Source organism: Salinarchaeum sp. IM2453, from assembly GCF_019693215.1.
Classification (GTDB): Archaea; Halobacteriota; Halobacteria; order Halobacteriales; family Salinarchaeaceae; genus IM2453.
Genome location: NZ_CP081183.1, coordinates 506,293 through 532,954, shown reverse-complemented (window position 1 = coordinate 532,954; position 26,662 = coordinate 506,293). Strand labels below are relative to the sequence as shown.

At 53.5% G+C, this 26,662-nt stretch carries 22 protein-coding genes and 3 pseudogenes; 15 read left to right on the top strand and 10 right to left on the bottom strand.

Features of this window, described 5'->3' with window-relative positions; translation table 11 throughout:
- Positions 1-141: 141 nt before the first annotated feature.
- Positions 142-1,251, bottom strand: a pseudogene (locus K0C01_RS02565) (transposase).
- 292 nt (positions 1,252-1,543) lie between these two features.
- Here K0C01_RS02565 and K0C01_RS02560 point away from each other — a divergent pair.
- The 12 genes and pseudogenes from K0C01_RS02560 to K0C01_RS02510 all read left to right on the top strand — a co-directional run bounded on the left by K0C01_RS02560 (position 1,544) and on the right by K0C01_RS02510 (position 12,274).
- A complete protein-coding gene (locus K0C01_RS02560) occupies positions 1,544-2,542 on the top strand; it encodes an IS110 family RNA-guided transposase (protein WP_221170504.1) in 999 nt (332 codons plus the stop codon).
- Positions 2,543-2,841: 299 nt separating this feature from the next.
- Positions 2,842-4,092 (top strand): RNA-guided endonuclease InsQ/TnpB family protein, encoded by a 1,251-nt coding sequence (locus K0C01_RS02555; RefSeq protein ID WP_221170503.1) that lies wholly within the window; start codon positions 2,842-2,844, stop codon positions 4,090-4,092.
- A gap of 194 nt (positions 4,093-4,286) precedes the next feature.
- Entirely contained in the window at positions 4,287-6,602 is a 2,316-nt protein-coding gene (locus K0C01_RS02550; RefSeq protein ID WP_221170502.1) for an AAA domain-containing protein, read from the top strand.
- Positions 6,602-7,492, top strand: a complete 891-nt coding sequence (locus K0C01_RS02545) for an AAA domain-containing protein (protein WP_221170501.1) — start codon at positions 6,602-6,604, stop codon at positions 7,490-7,492. Before K0C01_RS02550 ends, K0C01_RS02545 begins: the two co-directional genes overlap by 1 nt.
- Before the next feature lie 107 nt (positions 7,493-7,599).
- Positions 7,600-7,890 (top strand): annotated as a pseudogene (locus K0C01_RS13000) (hypothetical protein); the annotation flags it as partial.
- 137 nt (positions 7,891-8,027) lie between these two features.
- Positions 8,028-8,156, top strand: coding sequence for an AbrB/MazE/SpoVT family DNA-binding domain-containing protein (locus tag K0C01_RS02535; RefSeq protein ID WP_221169657.1), 129 nt, complete (start codon positions 8,028-8,030; stop codon positions 8,154-8,156).
- Between the two features lie 5 nt (positions 8,157-8,161).
- Entirely contained in the window at positions 8,162-9,400 is a 1,239-nt protein-coding gene (locus tag K0C01_RS02530) for an RNA-guided endonuclease InsQ/TnpB family protein (protein ID WP_221170500.1), read from the top strand.
- 178 nt (positions 9,401-9,578) lie between these two features.
- On the top strand, positions 9,579-9,875 hold the full coding sequence (locus K0C01_RS12995) for a zinc ribbon domain-containing protein (RefSeq protein ID WP_255568354.1): 297 nt from the start codon (positions 9,579-9,581) through the stop codon (positions 9,873-9,875).
- 509 nt (positions 9,876-10,384) lie between these two features.
- Positions 10,385-10,666, top strand: a complete 282-nt coding sequence (locus tag K0C01_RS02520; protein WP_221170499.1) for a ribbon-helix-helix domain-containing protein — start codon at positions 10,385-10,387, stop codon at positions 10,664-10,666.
- Positions 10,659-10,942: pseudogene (locus tag K0C01_RS12950) on the top strand (type II toxin-antitoxin system RelE/ParE family toxin). Before K0C01_RS02520 ends, K0C01_RS12950 begins: the two are co-directional and overlap by 8 nt.
- 682 nt (positions 10,943-11,624) lie before the next feature.
- Positions 11,625-11,879, top strand: coding sequence for an antitoxin VapB family protein (locus K0C01_RS02515; RefSeq protein WP_221170498.1), 255 nt, complete (start codon positions 11,625-11,627; stop codon positions 11,877-11,879).
- Entirely contained in the window at positions 11,876-12,274 is a 399-nt protein-coding gene (locus K0C01_RS02510) for a PIN domain-containing protein (protein ID WP_221170497.1), read from the top strand. The genes K0C01_RS02515 and K0C01_RS02510 overlap by 4 nt, the downstream gene beginning before the upstream one ends.
- Positions 12,275-12,796: 522 nt before the next feature.
- Here K0C01_RS02510 and K0C01_RS02505 read toward each other — a convergent pair.
- The 4 genes from K0C01_RS02505 to K0C01_RS02490 form a co-directional block, all read right to left on the bottom strand.
- Positions 12,797-13,234, bottom strand: coding sequence for a PIN domain-containing protein (locus tag K0C01_RS02505; protein ID WP_221170496.1), 438 nt, complete (start codon positions 13,232-13,234; stop codon positions 12,797-12,799).
- A complete protein-coding gene (locus K0C01_RS02500) occupies positions 13,231-13,527 on the bottom strand; it encodes an AbrB/MazE/SpoVT family DNA-binding domain-containing protein (RefSeq protein WP_221170495.1) in 297 nt (98 codons plus the stop codon). The genes K0C01_RS02505 and K0C01_RS02500 overlap by 4 nt, the downstream gene beginning before the upstream one ends.
- A 457-nt stretch (positions 13,528-13,984) precedes the next feature.
- Positions 13,985-14,386 carry a PIN domain-containing protein gene (locus tag K0C01_RS02495; protein WP_221170494.1) on the bottom strand — a complete coding sequence of 134 codons (402 nt, stop codon included), beginning with the start codon at positions 14,384-14,386 and terminating at the stop codon, positions 13,985-13,987.
- Entirely contained in the window at positions 14,373-14,660 is a 288-nt protein-coding gene (locus tag K0C01_RS02490) for an antitoxin VapB family protein (protein ID WP_221170493.1), read from the bottom strand. Before K0C01_RS02490 ends, K0C01_RS02495 begins: the two co-directional genes overlap by 14 nt.
- A 176-nt stretch (positions 14,661-14,836) precedes the next feature.
- On the opposite strand from K0C01_RS02490, the gene K0C01_RS02485 reads away from it, so the two are divergent.
- Together K0C01_RS02485 and K0C01_RS02480 are read left to right on the top strand one after the other, a co-directional pair.
- Positions 14,837-16,150: an RNA-guided endonuclease InsQ/TnpB family protein gene (locus tag K0C01_RS02485; RefSeq protein ID WP_221170492.1), complete on the top strand. Its 1,314-nt coding sequence runs from the start codon at positions 14,837-14,839 to the stop codon at positions 16,148-16,150.
- A gap of 78 nt (positions 16,151-16,228) precedes the next feature.
- Positions 16,229-16,366: a hypothetical protein gene (locus K0C01_RS02480; RefSeq protein WP_221170491.1), complete on the top strand. Its 138-nt coding sequence runs from the start codon at positions 16,229-16,231 to the stop codon at positions 16,364-16,366.
- A 749-nt stretch (positions 16,367-17,115) separates the two neighbouring features.
- On the opposite strand, the gene K0C01_RS02475 is transcribed toward K0C01_RS02480, so the two are convergent.
- Positions 17,116-20,121 carry a CARDB domain-containing protein gene (locus K0C01_RS02475; protein WP_221170490.1) on the bottom strand — a complete coding sequence of 1,002 codons (3,006 nt, stop codon included), beginning with the start codon at positions 20,119-20,121 and terminating at the stop codon, positions 17,116-17,118.
- A gap of 822 nt (positions 20,122-20,943) precedes the next feature.
- Between K0C01_RS02475 and K0C01_RS02470 the strand changes: the two genes are divergently transcribed.
- Positions 20,944-21,216, top strand: coding sequence for a hypothetical protein (locus K0C01_RS02470; protein ID WP_221170489.1), 273 nt, complete (start codon positions 20,944-20,946; stop codon positions 21,214-21,216).
- An 80-nt stretch (positions 21,217-21,296) separates the two neighbouring features.
- Here the strand turns inward: K0C01_RS02470 and K0C01_RS02465 are convergent, their stop codons facing one another.
- The 4 genes from K0C01_RS02465 to K0C01_RS02450 form a co-directional block, all read right to left on the bottom strand.
- Positions 21,297-23,462, bottom strand: coding sequence for a CARDB domain-containing protein (locus K0C01_RS02465; protein WP_221170488.1), 2,166 nt, complete (start codon positions 23,460-23,462; stop codon positions 21,297-21,299).
- Positions 23,429-23,812 carry a hypothetical protein gene (locus tag K0C01_RS02460; protein WP_221170487.1) on the bottom strand — a complete coding sequence of 128 codons (384 nt, stop codon included), beginning with the start codon at positions 23,810-23,812 and terminating at the stop codon, positions 23,429-23,431. The genes K0C01_RS02465 and K0C01_RS02460 overlap by 34 nt, the downstream gene beginning before the upstream one ends.
- Before the next feature lie 149 nt (positions 23,813-23,961).
- Entirely contained in the window at positions 23,962-25,428 is a 1,467-nt protein-coding gene (locus K0C01_RS02455; RefSeq protein WP_221170486.1) for a sugar transferase, read from the bottom strand.
- 58 nt (positions 25,429-25,486) lie between these two features.
- On the bottom strand, positions 25,487-26,209 hold the full coding sequence (locus K0C01_RS02450; protein ID WP_221170485.1) for a nucleotidyltransferase family protein: 723 nt from the start codon (positions 26,207-26,209) through the stop codon (positions 25,487-25,489).
- Positions 26,210-26,662: the final 453 nt, after the last annotated feature.

Genomic DNA, 26,662 nt, shown 5'->3' with positions numbered 1-26,662 from the left:
CGGGATCGCAGCAAGTGTGACTTTTCTCCCAGTGCTGGATGATCAAAGGATACGAGGGAACGCCGTCAGGCGGCGTTCCTGAGCAATACCTCTCAAGAAACCACTCACTAACCGGGGTCCCGGTCGAAACAAGAGGCTATACTAACCGTAGTCAGTCACGACAAGTCGTCGAAAGATTCGCGTCGAAATTGGCGGTCTCTTCGGCTGGTACTCACCACCGACGAGGACGTTTACCAGAACCCACAGATTGTACAGTCCGACCGCGAACAAAAAGTAAAATAATCGAACCGAGAACGTCGGCGAAGACGTTCTCGGCAAAAAGTCACCAATCTGCCGATATGAGGTTTCGATGCCCCAGCGGCGGCGGAATGCCGCCGCGTACGCTTTCGCTGTTGAAGAATCTACACCCAAGCTCGTGACAAACCACACGTGTGCATCATCGCTCGAACGGTGTGGAACCGCGAAAACCGTCACATCAGCCGTCGCTGTCGGCGGACGTTTTCGCTGCATCGTGTACTCATCAACAACCGTCTCAGCGCCGGCACTGAGACGGCCTTTCATCCCACTACTCGGGCGTGCACGGATGATGTAGTCTACACCCAACTGTTCTAATTCCGCAACGACGTGGACCTGGTAGAATCCACGGTCAAGATAGACGTGCCGAATTGAGACGTACTCACGTGCGGTTTCTATGAGGGAACGAACGGCTTCGCGCTTGGCGCGAAAGCCGGTCGAATCCATTGGGAGAACAGCAAGCGTAAATCGCGTACGAGGAGCAACGATACAGAGCGTTGCAAAGCAAAACGCTTTGTTCGTTCCCAGATCGGGATACGTCGTTATGACGTGGTCAGTCTCGGCTGAGCCGTAGAACCGCCACTGATGAAGATCGATGGCGACATCGACGAACGCGGGGAGTCGCCGCTGTGAACGAAGGACTTCGAACAATCGATCCCGGACGCCATCAAACTGGTCGTTGACGGCGTCCATCGAGAGGTTTCGCAAGTGGTACAGGAGGGATTTAGCAAGCGGATTTCGAGCAGTGGACGTGATGGCAACCTGTTTTTCCCGGTCCAATTGGAGCGTCTTGCCCCCCGTGTTTGCAAACTCCTAATCGAAGGCGATCCGAGAGAGGATTCTTTTGAAATCCTCTCTCGTGTACTTACCGCACTGTTTGACTCCGAAATCCAGTTGCGGGTACAGCACCGTTGAAGCAGCGCGACAGACCTGTTTTGCCTCAGTTGTCTCTACCATACTCAAACTCAAGGCCGAAGCAAAATGAAGCTAAGTTAGGTTCGGCAACTACTGTTCACGGCGGGCGTGACTCGATGGAAACGCTGCTACTCCCCGAGAGCGTGAAACAAGATGTGGGGCGCAAGAGACCGAACGCGATTCCGTGCCTCAGAGCACGTGGGAGTGACTGGTCCGTGTGCGAAAGAAGCCGAGTCATGGGCGTTACAGCCCGGATGCCGCGCGGCGCGGCATCCGGGAAAGCCCGAATAGGTGAATCTCTGCTTCACGCACTGGCGTCCCAGGTGAACAAACCATGTACCTCGGAATCGACGTCCACAAACGGTACGCACAGGTGGCAGTAATGGATGAGTCTGGAGAAATCGTCGAAGAGGTTCGCGTCGAGAACGCGAACCTCGATGACCTTGCACAGCGGTACGCTGGCGCACAAGCCGCGATAGAGGCGACCAGCAATTACTACCACATCCACGATACGCTGTCGGAGCATTTGGATGTGACTGTTGCTCACCCGAAGGAACTGAACCAGATCGCTGATACTGATAAGAAAACTGATCGTGTTGACGCCAAAGAACTCGCGCGGATGGTTCGGTTGAACTCCGTGCCTGAGAGTTATGTTCCGACCGACGAAATCAGGGAAGCCCGCGCACTCGTGCGCGGGCGACAGTCGTTAGTCGAACACAGGACAGAGTATGCCAACAAGGTTCACGGCCTCCTCTCTGATCACGGCATCAGCGAAGATGTGAAGCCGTTGACCCAAGAGGGACGAGAGTTCCTGCGGGAACTCTCGCTCCCGACGCCATGGAAATCGGTGTTGGAGTCATACCTCGAAGTGATTGAGACGCTCACTGATGAGATACAGAATCTCGAAGAGACAATCGAAGAACGCGCTGGGTCTCTGGAGGAGACCCAGCTGCTGATGACGATTCCTGGTGTGAGTTACTATACGGCGTTGACGATCTACGCTGAATTAGGCGAGATTGATCGGTTTGACGGTGACAAAGAAGTCATCAGCTACGTCGGGTTGAACCCGGTGATCCGCGAGTCCGGCGACTCGCGGATCGAAGGTGAACTCTCGAAACGTGGTTCAGGGAGAGTCCGGTGGCTGCTCGTTCAGGCCGCTCATACTGCTGTCCACACCTGTAACGACGAGTATCTGAGTCGGTTCTACGAGCGGTTAGCTAGTCGGAAGAACTCACAGAAAGCAATCGTGGCAACAGCTCGAAAGATGCTGGTGTCGATGTACCACATGCTTGACCGAGGCGAAGTGTACGACCCACCTGGTGTAAGCGCGTAGACGAGGGATCTGAGGGCCGCCGGTCGGGCGGCCCTCAGTGGCTGGTCGAGGCCCTTCGTGAGCGACTGCTATCGCCAGACAGCGACCGCACCGCATCACGATTGGGACCGCATATCGACTGGGAGAGCAGCAGCCTCCGAGACGGCGTAACTATTTTATCGAAAACGGTGGTTTGTGTAGGTAGCAGCGTTTCCATAGGTGAATCGCGTCACTCGCCTACACAATCCACCGCTCGATGGCAGACTGGATATTCAACGCTTATCCACATTATTAAGTAGGATTATCTACATAGGCTATGTATGGCGATTGAGGTCACTCGCACCTACGTTGGTTCGATCCAGAACCAGCGACAGGTCTGCGATGGCCTCGATTCGCTCGGAGACTCTGCCTCGAAAATCTGGAACGTCGCACGCTGGACAGCCGACCGCATCTGGAACGCAACAGGCGAAATCCCAGATGAAGGGACGCTCAAAGCGTATATGAAGAACCAACCGTGCTGGAAAGACTTGAACGCACAATCCAGTCAGAAAGTCATCGAAGAACTTTCTGATGCTTTCCAGTCGTGGTTCGACCTGCGGCAGAAAGACCCAGAGGCGAATCCGCCCGGCTACCGCAAACACGGTGATGACCGACTACGCAGTACGGTCACGTTCAAAGCAGACGGGTTCAAACACGACCCCGAAAACAACCGCGTCCGACTCTCAAAGGGGAAGAACCTGAAGGAACACCGTTCCGATTTCCTGCTCTGCGAGTACCAGACCTGTCCAGACGTTGACCTCGCGGAAGTCAACAAGGTGCAGAACGTTCGTGCCGTTTGGACGGGTGACGAGTGGGAACTGCACTTCGTCTGCAAAGTCAGCCTCGAAACCACCGACTCGACAGACGACGGAGTGGCAGGGATCGACCTTGGCATCAAGAACATCGCCACGGTCGCTTTCCCCGACGAGTACGTTCTTTACCCCGGCAATTCACTTAAAGAAGACAAGCACTACTTTACGCGATCAGAGTACGACACTGAGGGTGAGAACGGCCCGTCAGAAAAGTCGATGTGGGCGCGAAGGAAACTTGCAGAGCGTGAAACTCACTTCTACCACGTCCTCACGGACACGATTATCACTGAATGTGTTGAGCGCGGTGTTGGTACGCTTGCAGTGAGTTGGCCCGAAGACGTGCGCCAGTCCGACTGGGGCAAAACCGGCAACAAGAAACTGCACACGTGGGCGTTCGACCGCATCTACCAGTACCTCAAATACAAAGGCGAGATACGTGGTGTCGAGGTGCTGAAAGAGAACGAGTGGAACACCTCGAAAACGTGTTCCTCGTGTGGTGACGACACGAAGTCGAACCGTGTCAAACGTGGGTTGTACGTCTGCTCATCGTGTGAGCTGGTCGGGAACGCAGATTGTAATGGGGCGGAGAATATGCGTCAGAAGATAACTCCGAGTCCTCATGGAGAGGATAGGAGTAACGGCTGTGTGGCACAGCCCTCGGTACACCTGTTCGACCGCGAAAGCGGGACGTTCACCACGAGAGAACAGGTCGTATCGTAGACCGGCAAATATCCCACCTGCGGTACGGGAAGCCTCGCCGTTTACGGCGAGGAGGATGTCACACGTACAGCGATCACGAACTGGATGCACTCATTGACGGCCTTGAACGCCATAGCGATGCGCTCTCGCGGGCCCACGCGTTACGTGAACTTTGTAGTCTCCACAAAGATGGCCACACTGGTGTCGATCAGTCGATGGTCACTCCTGTCTTGCCGGTTATCAACGACCATTTTGCGCTGACGTCGGTCTCACGGGGGTTGCTGAGCGTTGTCGATCAGTTCGACCCAACCTGGACGATTAACACGTTTGATCCACAGGATCACCGGCCGGACGCGCCGCTGCTACGAGAGATCTTTCACGAGCAGTTTCTCGGTGACGCGGTACCGTATCTCAGCGACGATGATGGCATCCGCCTGCATGTGGGCCGCGGGCCCCTCGCCGAGGGTCCAGCTGCTGACGCCGTTGATCAGGACAATCCGGATCCTGATGGCTGGTACCGGATTCGCAAGCGCAGCGGCGGCCAGTTTCCAGTCGAGTACCTCTGGGCAGCCCTGCCACAGCAGCCCGATGATGATCGGCCCCGACTTCACCCGGATGTTGTCGATGAGTGGGCAATCGAAGACGAGCATCGAGTGCTGTATCGCAAGGAAATCAACCGGTTTTACTACCGGACCGATGATACCAAACAGCCACTCAAGCGCGATGATGTGGCGTATCTTGTTGAACGACTCAGTTACGCTCTGCAGCGACTCGTTGAGGCCATTCCCTACAAAGATGTCTATCACCCAAAGGAGCCACTTGATGTGACACAACTGGATGGCTTTGAACTGCCCGTTGGCGGGCTGCCCGATGCGGCTCGGGATGTCTTGTGCATTGAGGCTGGTGCCCGGCGGGACGAGACGATCAAGCAGTACCGAACCAGTCCCCGTGACCGTGTTCGTGGCGGCCGATCGTTCCCGATTCGGTGTACTGATCACGCGATTGCAGATGATGGGACGCTGACGATCACCGGCGAACTGGCTTATGATGCGTTGTTTGCCGACCCAGCGACGGCTGCCAAGGTTGCCCAGCGTATCCGGGTCCGCGGCAGCAATGGCGCGGGTAGCGGCAGTTGGCGGGTACTCACCCGCCTTGCAAGCACGCCGGACACAGCCGACATTGGTAGCACCTCTGGCCGTCCCGAGGCCAACATTGACACCGCAGAAGACATCAAACATTCCCCGCCGGTCGTTATCGACGACCTCGATCCGGAGACTGGAACCGTCGTCCTGACGGCCATGCCACATCGCTTCCAGCGCCATGGCAGTCGGTTCCGGGTTGATCACTGTGGCTGGCAAACGCCAACCGGGAGCAATCTTGAGGATCCAGCGCAGCCACCGGCCGATCGTGATGGCTACGTTGCTCAGCGGCCACCAGTCCAGATCAACACCGGCGACGTGTACATGCTGGATCCCATGGTCGATGACTTTGGCGCACCGAAAGCGGACCGGGCCCTTCGTCGTGGTACAATCGAGCACAACGCCCTCTGGCAACACCTACAGGCGTACCAGCAGTCGGGCCAGTTACCGCCGGTTGCGCTTGGTGCGCCCGCAGCCATTACGACCTTCTGTGAACGTCTGACCACAACTGATGAATGCTTGACACCCAACGACGCCCAGCGGCAGTTCATTGCGGCAATTGATCGCCCGATTGTCCCATTGCAGGGTCCGCCTGGGACCGGTAAGACAAGCGGTGCCATTGCGCCAGCATTGCTTGCCCGGGCGTATGCTCGCAGCAGCAACAATCAGTTGTTCACCGGCCTTGTTGTCGGGCCATCGCATGAGGCTGTTGATGCCACACTGTCCGGTGTAGCGGCCTGTCTGGATGACTGGCTGGAAGCACACAATACACTGGATGAGCTGGAACTGGTTCGTGTCCTACCAACCGCACCGGCGGCGACGGCCGAGCGTGTTGATACTGACATGCCCAATGTAGATGTCACCTACTGTGGTTATCACAGCGAGGACGGCACCGCCACGCTCCGCCGGCTGGCCAACGCCATGGGCCCCGGGACTACCAGTGGGGCCTCACAGCAGTTGTTATTCGCGACTCCACCAACCCTGTATCAGGTCATCAACACCGTCGCCAAGACATTGGCAGCAATCGATGGAACGAGTGCGCCGGCTGGTATGCGGTATCCACCCGGCCTCGCGGATGTGGTCTGTCTGGATGAAGCCAGTATGCTTGATCTCCCCGAGTTGTTCCTGTCGACAAGTGTACTCAAGCCGACCGGACAGACGTTACTGGTCGGAGATCACCGGCAATTAGCAACGGTCACCGAGTACGACTGGGAACAGACACGGCGCAAACCCATCGACGACCTGCAGGCCCACCGGTCGGCACTGGAGTATGTTCAGTACCTGGCTACGACCGCCCAGCCCGGATCAACAACGGCCGGATCCCATCAGACCACCGTGTCGATGGTACACAGCAGGAACGACGACCACGATTGCACCGGAGGTGACCAGTGATGGCTGCCGATGAGGATACTCACCGACTGCGCCCGACGCCACTGCAGTTCGAGCAACTCACCACATCGTATCGGTTCGATGCAGAGCTGGCCAGTCTGCTCACCGAGTTTCAGTACCGGGCTGATGGGATCACGCTAACAGCCACGAACGACCGGCCACTCCCGGCAGCAACTGTTGTTGCTCATACCGCTGGGCTGGAGGCAGTGTTTGGCGGCGACAACTCGCTGGTGTTTGTCTGTTATGATGATCGTGGCTACCAGATGGTCAATCCTGTCGAGACCACGCTGATCACGGCACTCACCCAGGCGATCAACACGTCTCCATCGACAGCCCGCTCTGATGGTGGCACCACCGGGCCCCTCGGCGAGGGCCCCGATGTCCCCACGACCACCAGTCAGTCTGTTCCACCGACAGCCAAGTCCGACGACGCGGTTCCAACTGTCGGTGTTGTCACGCCCCACAACGCCCAGCGTGGCCGACTCGAACAGTTCCTCTCTGCACAGATCACAGCCAACACGGTCGAACAGTATCAGGGGGGTGAGCGAGACATCATCGTTGTGTCGGCCACGGTTACTGATCCGGAGTTTGCCCGTCGTGAGGAACGGTTTATCCTCAATCTCCGGCGGTTGCTCGTGGCGATTTCTCGATCGAAGCTGCTGACAGTTGTGGTCTGTAGCACGTCGTTGTTTGAGGTCGCACCACAGGACAGCGAGCGGCTTGACGATGGTCCCGTCTGGGCACGTCTGTTCACGCAGGCGGTCGGGCGTGACCCACAGCCTGCGTGGACCGGGCCCCTCGCCGAGTTCACCGGTGACAAACGTACCGACCACGCGGATGTGCCAGTGCAGGTGTATCCGAGCGAGATTGATACCAGTGGAGGTGAGCGGTGATGGAGTCGATCAAGACGGATGGGGGACTCCACGTGACCGGCGATGAGCATGCCACTGGTGATTATGCCGTCATTGCGCCACTCGAACAGCTGTTCACCGGGCTTCATATGGGATTGCCGTCGCTTGAACTTTCCGGCACGCTTGCACAGCACGATGTCTACGTTCGCATCCAGACAGACTTGCTCGTGATCGGTGACTCGATCATGACCGATCGCCACCACGCAAGCCATGGCAACTACGAGGACGACGACCCCCAGAACCAGACCGGTGGGATCATTCCTGCCTTCCCGCTGTCGGGGTGGCTGCGCCACGGGATGGAACAGATCGTCCAGGGGTACGACACGACGGTCTGCCATCCCGGCGAAGCCAACGCGAATTTTATGAAGGACGACGTGTACAGGCCGTCAAGGCGACTGCCCCGGGGTCGTCCGAAAACCTCCGGTTTTCGTGATCACGAGAATCGAAGATTCTCGAACGACTTGACCCCGGGGTTGAAGCCGACAGCTTTATGCTGAATCAAAAAGTATGATACAGTATGGGTCAGATGGAATGTTATCCGAAGATACGACAGCGCGGTGTCGTTACAATCCCAGAAGAAGTCCGAGACGGGCTTAATCTGGAAGAAGGCGACCAGTTGAAACTCACCGTCGAAAAACTCGACTAACACCGATGAAACATACGCTTCGCTTCCGCGCGTACCTGCCCGACGACGTGGCAAGCGAAGCGTGGCGGCACATCGACATTCTCCGGCAGATTCGTAATCACGCTGTCCGAGACTACTATAACTCAGACTACAACGACAGGCCATCTGACTACGACCAACACAGCAAACTCAAAGACTGGACAGACCAGTGGCCCACCTTTGCCGACCCGTCACAACACGCCGCACAACAGGCTATCAGCCAAATTCACAGCGACCTAGAGACGCTGCAAGAACGCCGAAACGAAGGCTACGATGTTGGGCGGTTGCAGTGGCAAGGGGCAGGCGAATTTCGGTCAGTGTCGTACAATCAGTCAAGTCGCTTCAACGTGGATTACAACACGGGCGACGACCGATTCGTGCGACTCCGACTCGAAAAGATTGGCTGGTTCAAAATCCGAGCAGACCGCGACGTACCACCAGCAGAGGACATTGACGAGGTAATCCTAAAACAAGAGACGACTGGCGAATGGTACGTCTCACTCGTCACCACTGTCGAAGACACACCCGAGAAACTGCCACTCAGTGAGATTGAAGCCGAGGACTGCGTGGGCGTTGACCTTGGTATCACCAGCTACATCCACACTTCGGAGAACCTGTCCGTTGATACACTCGACCTGTCCGATGAGTACGACCGCTACGCGCGCGAACAGCGGAAACTCAACCGGAAAGAACACGGGTCCAACAATTGGGAGAACCAACGCCGGAAAGTCGCCCAAGCGAAACGAACAATCAAGCGGAAGGTGCGAGACTACCAGCATAAGCTCACTACGTGGCTTGTCACAGAGTACGATTTCGTGGCCGTCGAAGACTTGGATGTGAAACCGATGCTGGAAACCAGCCAGAACGCCAAGAACAAGCAGGATGCCGCGTGGTCGCAGTTTATCGAACTGCTGGAGTACAAGGCTGACCTACACGGCACACACGTCGAAAAGGTGAAGCCGGGAGGAACAACCAAAGAATGCGCTGTGTGTGGTGTCGAAACAGCCAAGCCAATCTGGGTACGCGAGCATTCGTGTCCAGCGTGCGGCCATACGGAAGACCGCGACCTCAACGCGGCGAAGAATATTCTCTACAGAGGACTCAAGCAGTTAGGGCTGGGACAGTCCGAATCCACGCCTGTGGAGACTGCGCTCCCTACGCTCACGCCTCACCGGGAGGCTGTGAGTGCAAAGCGCGTCGTTGAAGCAGGAAGCCCCGGGGCTTGACCCCGGGGTGAGTTCACGCCTGCCGAACCGTGGAAACGCCACGCTGGCATCTCGCTCGCTGTCGGTGTCCCGACTGTGCCCTCGACGAAATCACAATGCCGACACTCGGTGCAACAGAAGTCTGTGTTAGTGCGCGGTTGGTTGTCGTCTCGGATTCGGGAATACAACAGCACCGATTGTGTCTCGCCGAACCAACGGTCACAGCAGTGTCTCCACCTTCGGAAGGCATGTCTCCCTGAGTCTCCCGAACCCGCAGGGAACGAGTCGGTCGTGTCCTCGCTGTGGTTCGACCGGGCACACCTGCAAGTCACCCGACCACCAGCAAGAACACTGGTGCGGCGGACACTTCCGGTGTGACAATGCTCGGTGTGGGTTCGAGAGCGACCGGGACTACACCGGGGCACTGAACGTAGCTCAATCGTCCAGCAGTGTACCTGTTTTGTACGGTGTGCTACTGAAAACTACTGAAAATTAGAACGGTCAGTAGAGGATGTGTATGTAGCCATGGGTGATTGACCTCCTTCTCCGCATGAACGCGGAGGAATCCGACCATCGGATTTCCGCCGAGCGTGGCGTTCGAGGCTCCAACCCGCACTCAAGGGGAACCGGCAGCATACCGGCGAAACTCTCGTTTTCTCCCCTGTGTAGGGCTGTGGCCCGGTCAATGAGGCCCCATCGGAATCCGTGTCATCGCCGTGCGAACCACCGCCGCCCCTTGTGGTTCGGGGCCGGCGTCTCACCGATTCCGTAGCAATTTCCAGTTTGTCGGGCCACAACAAAAACGCTCGGTTGGTCATCTGGTTGGGTCACAGTACGGCGGTTTCTTGGCAGGAGTGTCCGCTCGACCCCCGCCTGTTCGCTCCTCGGTTCCGACAGGGAGTCGGAACACTCGTCACTCACGGGAAGGCGGGGGTATGCGCTCGCATCTCTATCAGACCTTGTTTGACGAAACAACTATCGGTAAGACCAGCGTATTACCTCTGTATGTCTGAAGCAACTACAGGGGCAAACGAAGAAGATGAGATTGTTACGGTGAATTTCAAGCTCACCGAATCGTTCCTTGACGAAATTGACGACACGTGGCAGGGACGTGGCTTTAACAGCCGGAGTGAGTTTATTCGCTATACCCTGCGCGACGCTGTGGAGTTTCCGACGTTCGACCGTGACGAACTCATTGCCCTTCTTGAGGCTGAAGAGGATGTCCGGACAGGACGAACAGTGTCGGCAGAGGAGGCACGCGAGCGGTTCGGCACGGACGATGAGTGACGACGAGTGGACGTGGGAACTCTCCTCGAACGCAGAGGACGATCTCGATGCGCTCTCACCAGCAGGACAAGATCGGATAATCGAAAAACTTGACGAAATCACGACTTCACGTGGCGTGATCCACCCGACTACGGCGAACCACTCCAGAATAGCCCGTACAAGAAAATCCGTATCGGTGAGTTCCGACTCTCCGTTGTCTTCCGACAGGATACGCGTCGGTTAGTAGTTGCCCGAATCAAGCGCCGTGGGAGTGCATACACGGCTGACGACGATTAATCGCCCCGACTATCTTTCAACAGGGAGAGAATCCCGCCTTTCCGGTGAGGGGCGAGTGTTCCGACCACAGTCGGAACCGAGGGCCGAACAGGGCGGGCGTGAATCGCGTCACTTTCATTCTGCTTTCCACGATTTCGTGCCTATTGGGGTCGTACACAAACCCAGCAACTCGGGAAATGTGGGTGTGGATTGGCGCTCATCCGTTATCAAAAACGCAAGCCTGCCCGGGGCAAACTCCGCCGCTAGTACTCCGTAGAAGTTTTTGAGGAACTGAGAAATGAACGGTCAAAATTCACCGGACGTGACGGCACTTATCCCTTCGATTGCTGAATTTCCTCAATAGCTTTCCTAAGTTACTAGAGGCGGAGTCGAGTGGATGGCGATGTTGATTTCACTGGAGCACGGCCGATGGCACGGCCTGTGGACTCGGGTCAGAACGGGCCTGAGAGGGGACACCGCAAGGTGCCTCGCCTTGAGTGGAACGACCACTGCTGGCGACAGCGTGGTCACGCGAACAAAGAGGAGCCCACAAACCGGAGTACCATGCGTGAGCGTGGGAACCTTACCTCAGATTCGGGCCCGGCCTGAATCACCCACCGAGGAATCCCACGGCTTCAGCCGTGCGGAGGATGTCAACACAGCGGGCGACAGATTCAACCGACTCTGTCAACGACATTTACACATGGGGACAAAACAGGTCCGCCTTGATGAGGATGTGTATGCCAAAATCGCCGACGAGAAGCAACCTGACGAAACCTTCAGTGAGACAGTCGAGCGACTGATCACAAGCTGGCAGCTCACGGAATTCGACCTTGGCCTCGACGCGGATGGACTAGATCAATTCACCGAAGCGGTTGCAGATATCGAGCAGACGACTGCCGAAAACGTCGACGAGACAATTGAGACGGTGAGTGCAAACGAGCAACGGGATAGATGATCGTCGACACGAGTCTGCTGATTGCACTGGATCAGAACGATAGTAACGCAGTCGAGACCGTACAACGACTCGAAGCAGATGGAATTCCACTTCGCATCCCGACGGTCGTAATCGTTGAACTGTACGTCTCGGTTGGACTGGGAACCGATCCAAACGCAAACGCGGCCGCACTCGAAGCGCTCGTGGCGAATTATCCGGTTGTTCCCCTCGATGAAAATACTGCTCGCAAAGCTGGACTGATTTTGGGTGTGCACAGAGCGAGCGATTCGAAGCCCCAACTCGGGGGCTTCGATGCCATCGTCGCGGCGACTGGGCTCGTCCGTGCTGAACCGATTCTGACCAACGACACGGACGACTTCGGGAGTGTCGATGGATTGGCTGTCGAATCATGGTGACGAGCGAGTTGTCGCGATCAAACTCGAATAGATTGAGCAGTACCACAGCGAACTGATGTGGAAACGGGAGACGCTTTCCCGGGAGACATTCCTCGAAAGTACGACCGAAATCCGGTATTGCTCCGATTTTTCGGCGCAGTCTTACAGCGTTAGCAAGGCAAAAGCCCACCCGTTTACGGGTGTGGATGAAGCCGACAACTGGGAATCTATCCACGGGGCTGAGCTATCCCGGAGTTTTATCAGCAATCAGAACGTAGGCATGACCACGCCGAGGCGGTTTCGCCGCCCTATTAAACGGATAATATCGGGATTCGGACCACACCACGTCTGAAGGAATCCCCTTCGGGCCGCTGGCTGTGGATTCCGAACACACGGTAACTCTGAATCCCATGCCGGGATAGGAGTAACGGCGGCTTGGCCCCGCCAGCAGTCTGGTCATGCCGATTAGACTGCAAACCTGAAACTCCCAACCAAGCGGTGCGGTGCCGTGGGAATCCCACCCCGTTCACGGGTGGGAGGAGGTCAAACACCGTGGTCTCGGAACCGGGACAGATCAACGTCGACAGGCAACGCATCAAAATCATCGTCAGCCCTGGCGACGAGTGTCGCGTCACGTTCGTGGGCGAGCGCAACAGCGTATGCATCGGCAAGTGAGAGACTCCCACCGGCTTTCAGTTCTGCTGCGCGTCGCCAATCAGCCGCTTCGAGGTCCAATCCCTGCCGCACGAGAGCCCGAATATCTCGATCAGCGTCCCGCAGCGAGGCGTCTGTCGGCGTGTCATCGACACCTTCGAACCGAGCAATGAGATAGAACACTTCACTTGCGTTTGTTTCAGTGAGGAACCCGTCAGCGTCGCCAGTGAAGACTTCGTCGAGAAGCTCAGCGACGGCTTCGTGGCCGGGTTCGTTGTACAGAAAGGCGATGACCGCTTCAGTATCGAAGACGTACCCGCCGCTCATGCGTCCTCGGACGGGTGTAGCCGTTCAGCTCGCTTTTCTTCTGTGTGTTTCTCTGCCTTCTTCATCTCACGAACCCGATCCAGTACCGCACCGCGTTCGTGCTCTCCGGCGTGGATTCCATGGAGCTCATCCGCCGACGGTACTGGTTCGATGATGATGCGGCCCTGCTCTTCGTAGACGAACACCTCGCCCGGCGTCTCGATCCCAAACTTCTCTCGCAGCCCCTTCGGAATCGTGGCCTGCCCTTTCTGCGACACTCGTACTACTTTTGGTTCGTTTGTTGTACTACTCATTGATTGTTGTACTATTAGTTTTTTATATTACTAAAGCTACCGCAGTCAAACGACCCAGAACAACAGCTACTACGCTACTACCCCACGACTGACTTTTCCCACGACTGAAGTCCTGTCTTTTACCCATACGTTCACGAGACTCAAGCGGACGTTTCAGACGCTGTTGATCCCGATCTGTATTCGATCGATCGAGATGAACAGCGATTCGGACAGTGATATCGGCGGTAGGGGGTGACTGAATGCGGATAACTGAGATCAGCAAAATCGTTCTATGAGGGTGTTAATCCGTAGGTGCCGGTATTTCAGCCGAGTTCATCGATCACGACAGCGACGTAATTTATGGGGAAGAGACAGCCCTGAAGGGGTGGGTTTCCGCGCTGCATCCGCTATGACTCGTACAGTCGCCAAATTGCCACTTGGTTTCGAAACGAAACCTAACAGTGTTACAGAGGTGGAACTAATATCCATCTACAGGGATCGTGCCGAATCGCTCAAAGTCTTTGGTGTTCTTTGTGACAATGGTTGCACCCATCTCTTTGGCAACGCCAGCAATGAGGATGTCCCCAGCGAGAGCATTGATTTTGTCTTGGTTGACACTGCTCTCCCGGTGAAGTTCTGCTTCCAATTCGGCAGCAACAAAGGCATGGTCGGCCCGCAATGGAATGAGAGTCAGCCACTCAAACGTAGTCAGTATTTCCTGTCGGTTGAGTTTGCCTTGAAGTTCTCGTCCAACAGCTATCTCTTTGATGTTCAGTGTTGTTGTGGCGAACTCTGACTCACTGTGCTGTTCGAGATAGTCCTTTGTGTCTTGGTTTCCAGCCCAATAGTGAATGAGAAACGTTGTGTCAAGCAGTTTCATTATCGTTCTCCACGTCATCAAGATCGGAGAGTTCTTCCAGTGCGTTCTGTTGACGGGTTGCGAGCCCTTCGTTCAACCGCTCGCGGGACTGTTCAACCAATTCTTCAAGTTCTGCTGCATCGTCTTCACCGAGTGTTCCGAACCCCTCTCGCCAATCGCCTTTCGACTCGTCTAAGAGACGGTCCATGAGGTCTGTGAAACTTTCATCGTCCCGTTTTCGAGCTTTCAAACGCTCATACACCTTTTCTCTTATTCCGATTGTTTTTGTCCCCATAGTTTGTGTTTGTGTACACAAATACAAAAAATTGGCTGTTGATTTAACTCTTGCAGGCTAAGTCCCCGTCCTCAAGGAGCAACGCAGCGAAGCGAGTAGCGCAGTAGGGCGGGGATACAGCCGTACGCTCGCTGCAACCAAAACATACAACTCTAGACAGGATTAACGAGCAAACAGTGGTTGAGAAAGCGTTCAAATACGCTGCTGAGCCCGAGGACACCACTACTGCCGAGAGTGCGTGGCAAGCGATTCAAACCTGTCGAGAAGTGTACAACCACGCACTCACACAAGAGTACAAACCCGCTCCTGACTACGACAAGCCATCGTACACCACGATGCAGAACAAACTTCCCGAGTGGAAGCACGAGTGGCCTGAGTGGAGCACCGTCTATTCGAAGTGCCTGCAAATGGCAGTACGGCGCATCAAGCACTCGGAAACTATACTCGACAAGCTGAAAGAGCGTGGATTTGATGTTGGTGAACTCAAGTGGAAAGCCCCGCGAGAGTTCCGCAGCATCTGCTATAACCAGTCTGGCTTTGACGTGGATAGTAACACGGGCCGGACTGACCACGCGACGGTCGAACTCTCAAAAATCGGCACGTTCCACTTGAACTTTCACCGACCACTCCCAAACAACGGTGACATCAAGCAAGTCATCCTGAAAAAGCAGAAAACAGGTGACTGGACGATCAGCATCATCGTCGAACACAACGCTGACTCTCCAGAGAAGCCCGCCGTCGAAGACATCGACGTTGAAGACACGGTTGGCATCGACCTCGGTATCACGACGTTCATCCACGACTCGGACGGGCGAGCGTTCAAACCGTTGGACGAAAAGGAAGACCGCGAACGAATCAACAAATGTCATCAAGTCGTGTCTCGTAAAGAACACGAGTCGAACAACTGGAACAAGGCACGCCAACGCTTAGCGCGAGCGTACGAGCGATTATCGAACAAGCGTAAAGCGTACCGCGAGGCACTCACCAACGCGTATACGCAACGCTACGATGCCGTGTTCCTTGAAGACCTGAACGTCGGTCGTATGATGCAGCAGAACGGTAATCATCGGAATATTGCGTCGATGTCGTGGTATGAGACATTGCAAACATTCCAACGCTTTGGCGAGAAGAACGGTTGTCACGTGGTTCTCGTTCCACCAGAGGGGACGACGAAGCGGTGTGTGCAGTGTGGTGTGGAGTCGGAGAAGCCGTTGTGGGTGCGCGACCATTCGTGTCCGTCATGTGGATTCAAGACTGACCGTGACCAGAATGCGGCTCTTGAAGTGCAGCGTCTTGGATTGCTTGAGCTGGGGGTGGTTGAAAATGAATCGGGATTAGGTCAGGAACTGGCCGAATCAACGCCTGCTGAGACTGGCACCGCTGCGGGGTCACGCTCTAGCTCGTCTAGAGACGTGATTCCTGCAAGTGCCGTCGTTGACACAGGAAGCCCCACCCTCAAGGAGCGAACCGCGATAGCGGTGAGCGAGTAGGGTGGGGTAGTTCACTTCTCGAATACGGGATTGATCCTGTCTCGTTCGACAACACTGGCCCTGTTGCAGCAATCGCAAATGATCTCGGAATTAGTGAACTACTCCCACCCTGCTCGCGCTGACGCGGATCGCATCGTCTCTGGCGACAAGGACCTGCGCGAGGTTGGATCGTACAATGCCATCGAAATCATCATCGCAACAGAATTACAGCGGTAGCGAGGCGAAAGCCCACCCCTTCAGGGCTGTCTCTTACCCATAAGTCACAGGCCACCATTCGGATGGTACTCAGCAGATCGCAATACGGTAGCGGTATAGTTCATACTGACTGATGTTCAGTCGTGCGTGATCAGACGGGTTTACCGTAATATGACTCTATTTTACTGTAATCGGGTGCACTGGGAAGTACAGTCAACAGACTGACAGATGTAGAATCAGCCGTAGCAAGGCTTACGCGCTATTTGAGGTACACGACTCTCGACGAAAGATGTGGGTAAGAGACAGGACTTCAGTCGTGGGAGGAGGTCAATGTCCCTCTTTGAGCAGGACGGTGACAATGCGGAATGAGTCTCAGCGCGAGTTTGGGCTTTCTATGATTTTTGTTCTGTCGTGTTTGGATTTTAGACCACCTCTACAGGCGGATCAGGCGAGTGCCTCGGGGTCGTTCGAAAACCTCCGGTTTTTGTGATCACGAGAATCGAAGATTCTCGAATGACTTGCCCTCGTGGAGGAAGCCGACACATGACAGAATGCAATCTATGTAAATGGTTTGAAATCGTAGCTATTAATAGTGACTCACAGCCAGAAGCGTTGTGAGTTACGGGCTGTCTGTCAACCAGTCTTCGAAGTTAGGGATGGTGAACGTGAATGGTCAGACCAGACCTACCAAGTCATCTTTGGGTAGAACGGGAGTCCACTAACAAGCCTCAGGGCTTGACACCGAGGCAGTTCACTAAGATAGCCACACGTTAGTTTCGATATCGCAAAACTACTGTCGCGATGAAAACCGCAATAACGGCGGCAGCAATTCCAAATCCAGGAATTCCGTCATCACCATCTTCTTCCTCAACATCCAGTGTGTCCTCTGTAAGGATATCATCATCCTCTGTTGAGACTGCCACATCATAGCTGTCAGCCACGGCTAAATCGTCAGCGAACTCAGTGAACGTCACCGTCTCCGTGTCACCCGGCGCCAACTCATCCGTTGTCTCGGTCTGCTCAATTTCTGGGCCGTCAGCGGGGTCATCCCCATAAATGAAGAGTTCAACATCGAAATCGTCAGCTTGACCGCCGACATTCTCAACATCAACCGTTATCTCACTATCATTTTCCTCAGTGATACTCACATCCTCAGCTTCCAAGTCAGTACCAGCGAGTTTGAGATCAGTTAACTCTAACTCGGGGGAAGCATCGACTTCCAAGTCACCTTTGAGGGCATCATCATCAGCCTCGACTGTTACATCGAATGGTGAATCAGAGGCGTCCAGATCGCCCGTGACATTCTCAAAGGTCACAGTCACCTCCTCGCCGTCAGCGATATCATCAACATCCTGACTCACAGCGACTTCTTCACCATTGTCAATGAACAGATCAACTGTAAACATTCCTCCCTGACCGCCAACGTTCTCTATGTCAATGCTCACGTCTTCGTCGTCACCTTCGGTAATCGTTGCGTCATCACCTTCACCAGCAATGTCAAGATTGGCGAGTTCTGACTCTGGATCTGGTGAAGGAGAAGGTGAAGGTGAAGGTGAAGGTGATCCACCGCCATTACCGCCATCATCTTCGTCGGCTTCAACATCCAATGTGTCCTCAGCAAGGACGACGTCATCTTCTGTAGACACTTTCACGTCGTAATCGTCAGCGGCGGCTAACCCGTCGGTAATCTCAGTGAACGTCATCTCCGCAGTTTCTCCTGACTCCAACTCGCCGGTTGTTTTGCCTTCGGAAACGTCGATATCACCACCTGAGATGTCTTGACCAATCATCAAGTCGATATCGAACTCATCGGCTTGGTCGCCGACATTCTCAACTTCAACGGTTATTTCTTCATTGTCACCTTCCGTGATGGTCACGTCTTCAGCTTCCAAGTCAGTGCCATCAAGTTCGAGATTATTAAACTCTGACTCTGGACCCGGTTTAACATCCAATGTGTCCTCAGCAGCGACGGCCTCATCAGCATATCCATCCTGCACTAGCACGGCTACACCGTAGTCGTCAGCGACGGCCAACCCGTCAGTAACCTCAGTGAACGTCACTTTCTCAGTTTCTCCCGGCTCCAACTCGCTGGTTGTTTTGCCTTCGAGAACAGCCGCTTGCTCATCATGGATGTCTTGAGCAATCGACAAGAATACATCGAACTCACTGACCTGGTCGTCAACGTTCTCAACTTCAACGGTTATTTCTTCATTGTCACCTTCCGTGATGGTTACATTATTAGCTTCCAAGTCAGTCCCACCAAGTTCGAGATTATCAATTGCAGGCACTGTACCCGCGTCGACGTCCAATGTGTCCTCGGCAAGGATGGTGTCATTACCCGTGGACATTTCCACATCGTAGTCGTCAGCGACTCTCACGCCGAACAAGCCATACCGGATATCGAACGCCATCTCCTCAGTTTCTCCTGGCTCCAACTCGCTGGTCGGCATGCTGCGATACCAGTCAACCTCACCATCAGAAATGTTTTGGCCGATCCTGAACTCAACGACAGACTTATTTGCTTGATCGCCAGCGTTGGTCACATTGACGGTTATCTCTTCATCATCACCAATGGTAATGGTTACATCATTAGCTTCCAAGTCAGTTCCATCAAGTTCGAGATTGTCAAGCTCTGACTCTAGACCCGGTTCAACATCCAATGTGTCCTCGGCAAGGACGGAGTCATCACTCGTGAACACTTCCACATCGTAGTCGTCAGCGACGGGCAAAAACTCAGTGATCTCAGTGAACGTCACCTCCTCGGTTTCTCCCGGCTCCAACTCGCTGGTCGTCGCTGTGAGAGACCTTCTACGATCACCAAGAATATGCAAGTGGACATCGAAATCACCAGTGTATTCGCCAGCGTTCGTTACATTGATTGTTATCTCTTCATCACTACCTTCGGTGATGGTCACGTCTTTAGCTTCCAAGTCAGTGCCGTCAAGCTCAAGATTGTCAAGCTCTGACTGTGGGCCCTCAACATCCAATGTGTCCTCGGCGAGGATGCTGCCTGTCCACGGCCTGTCAGATACTCTCACATTGTAATCACCAGCGGCGGACAACCCGTCAGTAACCCCAGTGAACGTCACCTTCTCAGTTTCCCCCGGCTCTAACTCACTGGTTGTCTTAAATCCAACAGGGGCCGTAAATGAAGCGTTTTGATCAATCCCCAACCGGAGGTCGATATCACCGGCTTGGTCGCCAACGTTCTCAACCTCAACGGTTATTTCTTTATCATCACCTTCCGTGATAGTCACATCTTCAGCTTTCAAGTCAGTGCCATCAAGTTCGAGATTACTAAACTCTGACTGTGGGCCCTCAACATCCAATGTGTCCTCGGCGAAAATGACGTCATCAGCCGCTTGCACGATTACATCGTAGTCGTCAGCGGCGGCTAACCCGTCAGTAACCTCCGTGAACGTCACCTTCTCAGTCTCTCCCGGCTCCAACTTGTTGGTTGTTTTGCTTTCGTAAACGGTTATTTTGTCGGGGTCTTGACCCATCCAGAACTGAACATCGAACTCAGCGGCTTGGTCGTCGACGTTCTCAACCTCAACAGTTATGTTTACATCCGCATCTTGGACGATGGTTACATCATTAGCTTCCAAGTCAGTGCCATCAAGCTTAAGATTGTCAAGCTCTGCTTCCGGAGAGTCTTCAGCATCCTCTAGCTCATCGGCAATGGCTGGCACTGCGAGCGCGGCTGTCCCAACAGCAGCGAACATGAATACCACCGTCGTAACGAAAAAAACGCGAAGTTGCCTGTTATGTTTCATACGTGATAATTGGACAAATACGTGTAGTCAGCGAACGATACAGAAGACAAACCTCTGCCTGTATCCCCGAGCATGGATCCAGCACCATCGGTAGAAAGAGAACAACCGCCAGTACGAAGTTCCGTTGGACCACCACGCGCAGTTGTCATTGCCGGTTGAAAGAGAGGCCGCATAGAGCGGAGGTCAGGTCGAGACGGCAGACAGACAGGATCAATCCATATTGGGTGACGTTGAGAGGGTTGAGAATCCAAGATACCAGCTATCAATGGGATTCCAAAAAAAGCCCATTGGACGCCAACAGGGAAGTCGTCGGTGGATGGGAAATCCCAGCATGAGATACCGAACTCACAGGACTGCGGCATCATCTGATCACGATATGGCGTACCAATGTTATATTGGTGGGTAGGTATGTGTGTTCTTCTGTTCGAAAAGAAATGCGCCTGTGCCTGCAGCTGCCCCCAGCAATGACTGAGAGTCCTCCTAATGTTGCGATTGTTTTTCTTGTATTGTCGTCCATGAATGCTCACACGCATGTTCAGAGCTACGGTCGTGTTCAACGCAAACTCACATTAGTATACACTGCCTGAGCAACAAGCTGATTGTACACTGCAAGTCCCGGAGCGGCGATAACAGACCTTGAGATACAGTAACGATCGATTACCAAACGATATTCTGTTATTAACTTTTGCAAGCTACGTCTCTGTCCTCAAGGAGCGACCAGCGGGGGCGAGTAGGGCGGGGACTTAGCCTGCAAAAGCTAAACTAGTTGCGCGAGAAGAGAGACATCCCGTTATCGGTCGAGTCCGTGACGAGTGCGGTCTTGTGACCTTCGTGTTCGCCCATGATCTAATCAAAGCACACAGCAATGGCGAGGTGACGATCCGGCAAATTGAGGCACTGACTGGTCTGTCTTCCGGTCTCACCTACGATCTCGTCGAAGCACTGTACGAAATTCACGACCTTGGCGATGGCGAGTCAGAGACATTTTCGCCAACAGATTCTGCTGAGGAAGCGGTAACCTGCGCAATCGATTCCACGAAAAGTAACAAAGCCTGGACTGAAGAACGTACGCGGCCAACATCGTCGGTACAGTGATTCGCAGCACTTGAGTGGACAGTGCAGTTCTACATATGACCGAATTATGGCTTACTCAAGCTGTATGGAAATATCTAGTGCTAAATTGGATTGATATTGACTTCTAAGGTTGTTTGAGTACCTTGATCTACATTCTCAACCTCTGCGTTAGTATCGATTGAGTCCCTAAATATATTCAACTCTGCTTGATCTGCGTCTTCGTAGGTATTTGCGTCAAGAATATCCGTTGGATCTTGATCCTCTATGCTCTCTGCTGCGTCTTCAGTCAATGTGTATTCTTCTTCGTCAATTGTCACAGACCTCTCCTCTGCATTAGGACCGATTTCGATAAATACACCGTATTCGACAGGATCGGCATCAGCGGGATTAACATCAAAGGTAGTGTCTACATCTTGCTGGCCTTGTACGCCATCTTCATCAACATTCACAAATACAGATGCATCAGGAGCAATTACCGCAATGGATTCTGACTCAGCATCATCTTCTGTTGCAATTTTAACTTCAAGGTTATTATCTTGACCTTCATCAACTTCGTAATCAAAGCTTACGGAATCGGTAGCAAACCCTTCAACGTTAAACTCTTCTCTTGTTTCTGTGTGAAGGACTTCTTCTGTTTCAGCATCGGTTACACTAAACGTAATATTTTGTGTAAGTGGGGCTTGACCATTGTTCTCAATGTCAGCACTAACTGTAATATCACCGCCACGCTCAACGGTATCTGGTGTATCAAGATTCTCAACCAACAACTCACCTCGTTCCGATACAAGAATATCAGTTGTTGCGGTATCATCCACCGATGCAACGTTAGCAGTAACCTGGGGCATATCATCAGCGTCTGTTGTATAGCTGAATATCTCAGAAAACGTCTCATCAGCACTAAGCGTCACATCTTCTTCAGTCGCTTCGAGTTCGTCATCAATCCTGAACTCAATATTCTGCGTGCCTTCATCTCCCCCGATGTTTTCAATTTCGTAGTCAATATCAATATCATCACCTTCAGCAACTTCGTCCGGAGCACTGATGATATCGACGGCAAAGAATGGCTCATCCTCTGGCCCGACGGATACCGTTTCACTGGCAGTATCATCCTCTGAACGTACCCTAACAGTGATTTCTGGGATGTCCTCACTGTCTGTTGTATAGTTGAATGTATCAGAAAACGTTTCACCAGTGTCGAGTTCCACTCCCTCCTCAGTGTCTTTGGGTTCGTCATCGACACTAAACTCAATATCTTGTGTATCTTCGATCTCTCCCGTGTTTTCAATTGTATAGTCTACATTGACCTCTTCTCCTTCGGTCACACGCTCTGGTATGTCTGTAATGTCTACCTTAAAGTTTGACTGTGGTACCTCAGGGCGATCATCGCCTCCAAGGTTAACATTGACTCGAGTTAACGCAACCTTCTCAATCTGATCGCTCTCCCCGACATTAAACTGAAGATCAAGAACTTCATCACGGTCAGCGTTTGGCGCATTCTCTCCCTGCACTTCTTCGAAATCTACACCTCGTTGTAACTCAGGTAGTTGTTCGTCCCACACCTCCAGGCTCACTTTGGTCGGAATTGTTATTACGCGGTTATCCGTGTCGCTGTCTACCGGACTTGCCTCAACAGCAACCCGTTGTGTGCCCTGTGCTACTGACGTGCCCGATGAGGCGATTGTCGGAATGCGAAGCTTATCTTGGTCATTGTTATACAGGTTTGGTCCAGCATGCACAATCACATTATCACCAGCCGGCATATCCCCTCCGGCCCGTGGATCACGATACAGCAAGGAGTTTTCAATGCGTAATGGATCCGGCGATAAGTAGTTGTAGTATGGCTGGTACTCAATAAATCGGGTTTGATTAAATTGGTCGCCAACTGCGGATGGCGTCTCAACCGTATATGCATCAGTTGTTCCAAGTGAGCCGGGTGCAGGCGGCGGATTCACTGCCAAAAGTCGTTCCCGATACTGGGTGCCAAGCTTTACTGTAGCAGACTGTGGCGCATCAGACCCTGCCTCAGCGTTTGAATGTGCCTGCTGGAGCGTGGCCTGGAGATCAACCATATCATCCCGAACATCCTGTGAGTGGAGAAACTCTCGTTCCGTATTCTGGTCTGGAACCGTTGTTGCCTGATACCCGGCAAAGGCAACAATTCCGATTCCAAACAATAGAATAAACCCAATCAGTGGCGTTACCCCACGGGTATCATCAGCAAATTGTCGTTGGGTTAGCATTGTTTGAAATACTGTGTTGGCCGCCATGCGGTTTGTAGATCAGCTGGACTTACATGTGTGTAACACAGCCAACTCAGTCCCACAATCACGTGTAAATAATACGGTTGACTATGACGAATAGATGCCCAGAGGCCGGATGTGTATGCAACGATGCCTGTGACGATGCCAATCAGTAGCGGAGCTAGAGCCATCACACGCAACTGACGCGATGATGGGGGATCCGGATAATCCACTCCAAGTCGAAAAACGGGAAATGTTGAGACAAGTTCAACGCCGTTGGCTCCCTGATGCTTTGCGATAATGAGGTGAGTCAGCTCGTGAAGGAACAGTCCGAGCATTGGCAGAAGGATGATCACCCAAGTAGGGAGCCAGTCCATTATTATGTACGAATACTTAGAGCAATAAAAATTGTACCACTTATCATTGACAGAAGTTGAACCGATTTGACGGCAAAACACACAGATACAGCATGAACGTCCACACAACAAAGAGCTGCCCGTGCTGTCGTCGCATTCGCCCGGCCCTCTCAGTCATCATCCGCTGTTCTGTTATCACCTTCTGGATTGTCTCCTCGCAGTGTTTTGAGTACGTCTTTGAACACTTTCCATAGTTGCCGAATGACGATTTTCACATCAAACCAGAAGGACTGTTCTCGAATATAACGCAGATCATAGCGAAGCTTTCGTTGTGGATCAGTACTTTTTGCATCATTAATCTGTGCGAGCCCTGTCAATCCAGGTTTTACAAACCAGCGTTTCCGCCAGCCTCCTGTTTTGTTCTCTAATAGTCGCTCCTCTTCGGTCCATGTCGCTCGTGGGCCGACAACACTCATATGGCCGACAAGAATTGCCCAGAGCTGTGGAATCTCATCCATATGCGTTCGCCGCAATATCCGTCCAACACGCGTAATCCGATCATTGTCATCATCATCGATTGGGTCTGCAGATGCCCCTTCTGGAATCATGGTCCGAAACTTATACACCGGAAAGGTGTCTCCAAATCCGGCTGTTCGTTCCTGTGTGTACAGAACCGGCCCCCGACTATCGAGTTTAATCCCAACCGCAATCACAACTACCAGCGGTGCCAGCACCAACAACCCGGTTCCAGCAAACCCAATATCAAACAGTCGTTTCAACAGATAATCCTGTGTATCCCACGGGGTAATATCGACATCAACCAGCGTTCCCATATCTTCGTTTGCGGTTAACACATCATCGGCATACTCCCGATGGACTTTCACATCCACGCCATGTCTATGACAGACCTCAAGCGCATTGAAAAACTCTCCGCGATCAGCCTGCTGGAATGCACAGACGACCGTATCGATGTTTTCCTGTTCGATTGTTGGTTCAAGCCCAGAGAGGCCACCAAGTCGTGGATATGCATCGATTTCCGTTGTCTGTGGTGTCTGTCCACCATCAGTGGCTGTTTGCTGTGCAATCTGTCGTGTTCCATCGGGAATCCCAGCAACACTGGATGGTGATAGATAGCCAATCGGGTCAACAGCTGTTTCAGTGACAATGTGATCCATTTGCTGGATATCATCACCAGCAAGCAATGCACGGGGATCCCCGTTGCCCGTTGTTGTTCGAATCCGCACAAACCACACCGGCAGTACAATCCCAAGCAGTAGCACAACAGCCAGCAACGTCGCCCGTGGCAGTCGATACGACCAGTTGAAATACCCAAGCGTTGCCAACAACAGACCAGCAATGACGACTCGTTGTTCGGTCAGGGTAATTGTATCAAGCGTCCGCCGCGGCACCGGCTTGTAGAGTGGCCATAATACTGTCAGGACAACTGCTGTTGTCAGGCTCAGTATCAATAGTAGCTCCTGTCCAGTTACTGTCACTGGATCCAGTCGCCAAAACAACGGCACATATGTTGTAATTACAGCCTGTACCGGCTGTGTGTTTGCGATGGCCACCGCCCCCATCGTAATTATCATTGCCCCAATGATGCTTACAACACGATGCCGTCGGGTTGTCCCCATTCGACTGATATAATTATATACATGAAAATAAAGTCTACGGTGGCTTGGATAATGATCTCTATCTGCTCGAAATCACTTTCTCAGCTTGCGTGATATCTTCTGGGATATTGACATTCACCCGTGGTCCTTCAATTGGGACTGCCTGGACATGCATTCGGGCGCTGATCAGCAGATCAACGGCGTCTGCTAGTTCAATCTCTCCGCGATCAGACGGTTGCACGAGCCGCAATGCTGGGAAAATCTCCGTTGGCAACACATAACAGCCGGTCGTGATCTGTGTTGTTGGTGGCTCCGTTGGCTTTTCAATCACATTTGTCACCTGCCCGTCTTCATCAGTTACCACCACCCCTGTCTGTTGTGCTGTCTGTTGATCAGCTGTCTCAATGCCGATGACGGCATCAACTCCGGGTTGTCTCCCGACTGTGATTGGCTCTTGTATTGTTCCCCCGACGATATTATCCCCATTTAGCACAACAAACGGTTCATCACTGTCCTGAAGATGTGATTCGGCCTGTAATATTGCATGCCCAAGTCCCCGCTGTTCACGCTGATAGAGATACGTGATTGAGACGCCGTTGTATGTATCACCGAATTCACGGATGATCTGGTCAGCTTTGTAGCCCACAATGACATACAGCTGTGTCACGCCACTCTCCAGCAGTTGATCAAAGACATAGGACAACAGCGGCCGTCCGGCCACATCGACCAGCCCTTTTGGAATCTCATCCGTTCGTGGTCGCAGCCGTGTGCCTTTGCCTGCTGCTGGGACAACACCGTTCATAATCCACTTTTGATTTCCTCACCCAAAGAAGCAGGGTTGACCTCCTCCTCCGCGTGAACGCGGAGGAATCCGACCATCGGATTTCCGCCGAGCGTGGCGTTCGAGGTTCCAACCCGCACTCAATGGGAACCGGCAGCATACCGGCGAAACTCTCGTTTTCTCCCCTGTGTAGGGCTGTGGCCCGGTCAAACAGGCCCCATCGGAATCCGTGTCATCGCCGTGCGAACCACCGCCGGCCCGCCGCCCCTTGTGGTTCGGGGCCGGCGTCTCACCGATTCCGTAGCAATTTCCAGTTTGTCAGGCCACAACAAAAACGTTCGGTTGGTCCTCTGGTCGGGTCACAGTACGGCGGTTTCTTGGCAGGAGTGTCCGCTCGACCCCCGCCTGTTCGCTCCTCGGTTCCAACAGGGAGTCGAAACACTCGTCACTCACGGGAAGGCGGGGGTATGCGCT

Coding starts and splice junctions, on each gene's coding strand:
- K0C01_RS02535 (WP_221169657.1), top strand. CDS start 8,028: ATGGGTCAGATGGAATGTTATCCGAAGATACGACAGCGCGGTGTCGTT.
- K0C01_RS02505 (WP_221170496.1), bottom strand. CDS start 13,234: ATGAGCGGCGGGTACGTCTTCGATACTGAAGCGGTCATCGCCTTTCTG.
- K0C01_RS02530 (WP_221170500.1), top strand. CDS start 8,162: ATGAAACATACGCTTCGCTTCCGCGCGTACCTGCCCGACGACGTGGCA.
- K0C01_RS02455 (WP_221170486.1), bottom strand. CDS start 25,428: ATGGGGACAACCCGACGGCATCGTGTTGTAAGCATCATTGGGGCAATG.
- K0C01_RS02480 (WP_221170491.1), top strand. CDS start 16,229: ATGATCTCGGAATTAGTGAACTACTCCCACCCTGCTCGCGCTGACGCG.
- K0C01_RS02495 (WP_221170494.1), bottom strand. CDS start 14,386: ATGAAACTGCTTGACACAACGTTTCTCATTCACTATTGGGCTGGAAAC.
- K0C01_RS02500 (WP_221170495.1), bottom strand. CDS start 13,527: ATGAGTAGTACAACAAACGAACCAAAAGTAGTACGAGTGTCGCAGAAA.
- K0C01_RS02515 (WP_221170498.1), top strand. CDS start 11,625: ATGGGGACAAAACAGGTCCGCCTTGATGAGGATGTGTATGCCAAAATC.
- K0C01_RS02560 (WP_221170504.1), top strand. CDS start 1,544: ATGTACCTCGGAATCGACGTCCACAAACGGTACGCACAGGTGGCAGTA.
- K0C01_RS02520 (WP_221170499.1), top strand. CDS start 10,385: ATGTCTGAAGCAACTACAGGGGCAAACGAAGAAGATGAGATTGTTACG.
- K0C01_RS02510 (WP_221170497.1), top strand. CDS start 11,876: ATGATCGTCGACACGAGTCTGCTGATTGCACTGGATCAGAACGATAGT.
- K0C01_RS02450 (WP_221170485.1), bottom strand. CDS start 26,209: ATGAACGGTGTTGTCCCAGCAGCAGGCAAAGGCACACGGCTGCGACCA.
- K0C01_RS02490 (WP_221170493.1), bottom strand. CDS start 14,660: ATGGGGACAAAAACAATCGGAATAAGAGAAAAGGTGTATGAGCGTTTG.
- K0C01_RS02545 (WP_221170501.1), top strand. CDS start 6,602: ATGGCTGCCGATGAGGATACTCACCGACTGCGCCCGACGCCACTGCAG.
- K0C01_RS02555 (WP_221170503.1), top strand. CDS start 2,842: ATGGCGATTGAGGTCACTCGCACCTACGTTGGTTCGATCCAGAACCAG.
- K0C01_RS02475 (WP_221170490.1), bottom strand. CDS start 20,121: ATGAAACATAACAGGCAACTTCGCGTTTTTTTCGTTACGACGGTGGTA.
- K0C01_RS02460 (WP_221170487.1), bottom strand. CDS start 23,812: ATGGACTGGCTCCCTACTTGGGTGATCATCCTTCTGCCAATGCTCGGA.
- K0C01_RS02550 (WP_221170502.1), top strand. CDS start 4,287: ATGGTCACTCCTGTCTTGCCGGTTATCAACGACCATTTTGCGCTGACG.
- K0C01_RS02465 (WP_221170488.1), bottom strand. CDS start 23,462: ATGGCGGCCAACACAGTATTTCAAACAATGCTAACCCAACGACAATTT.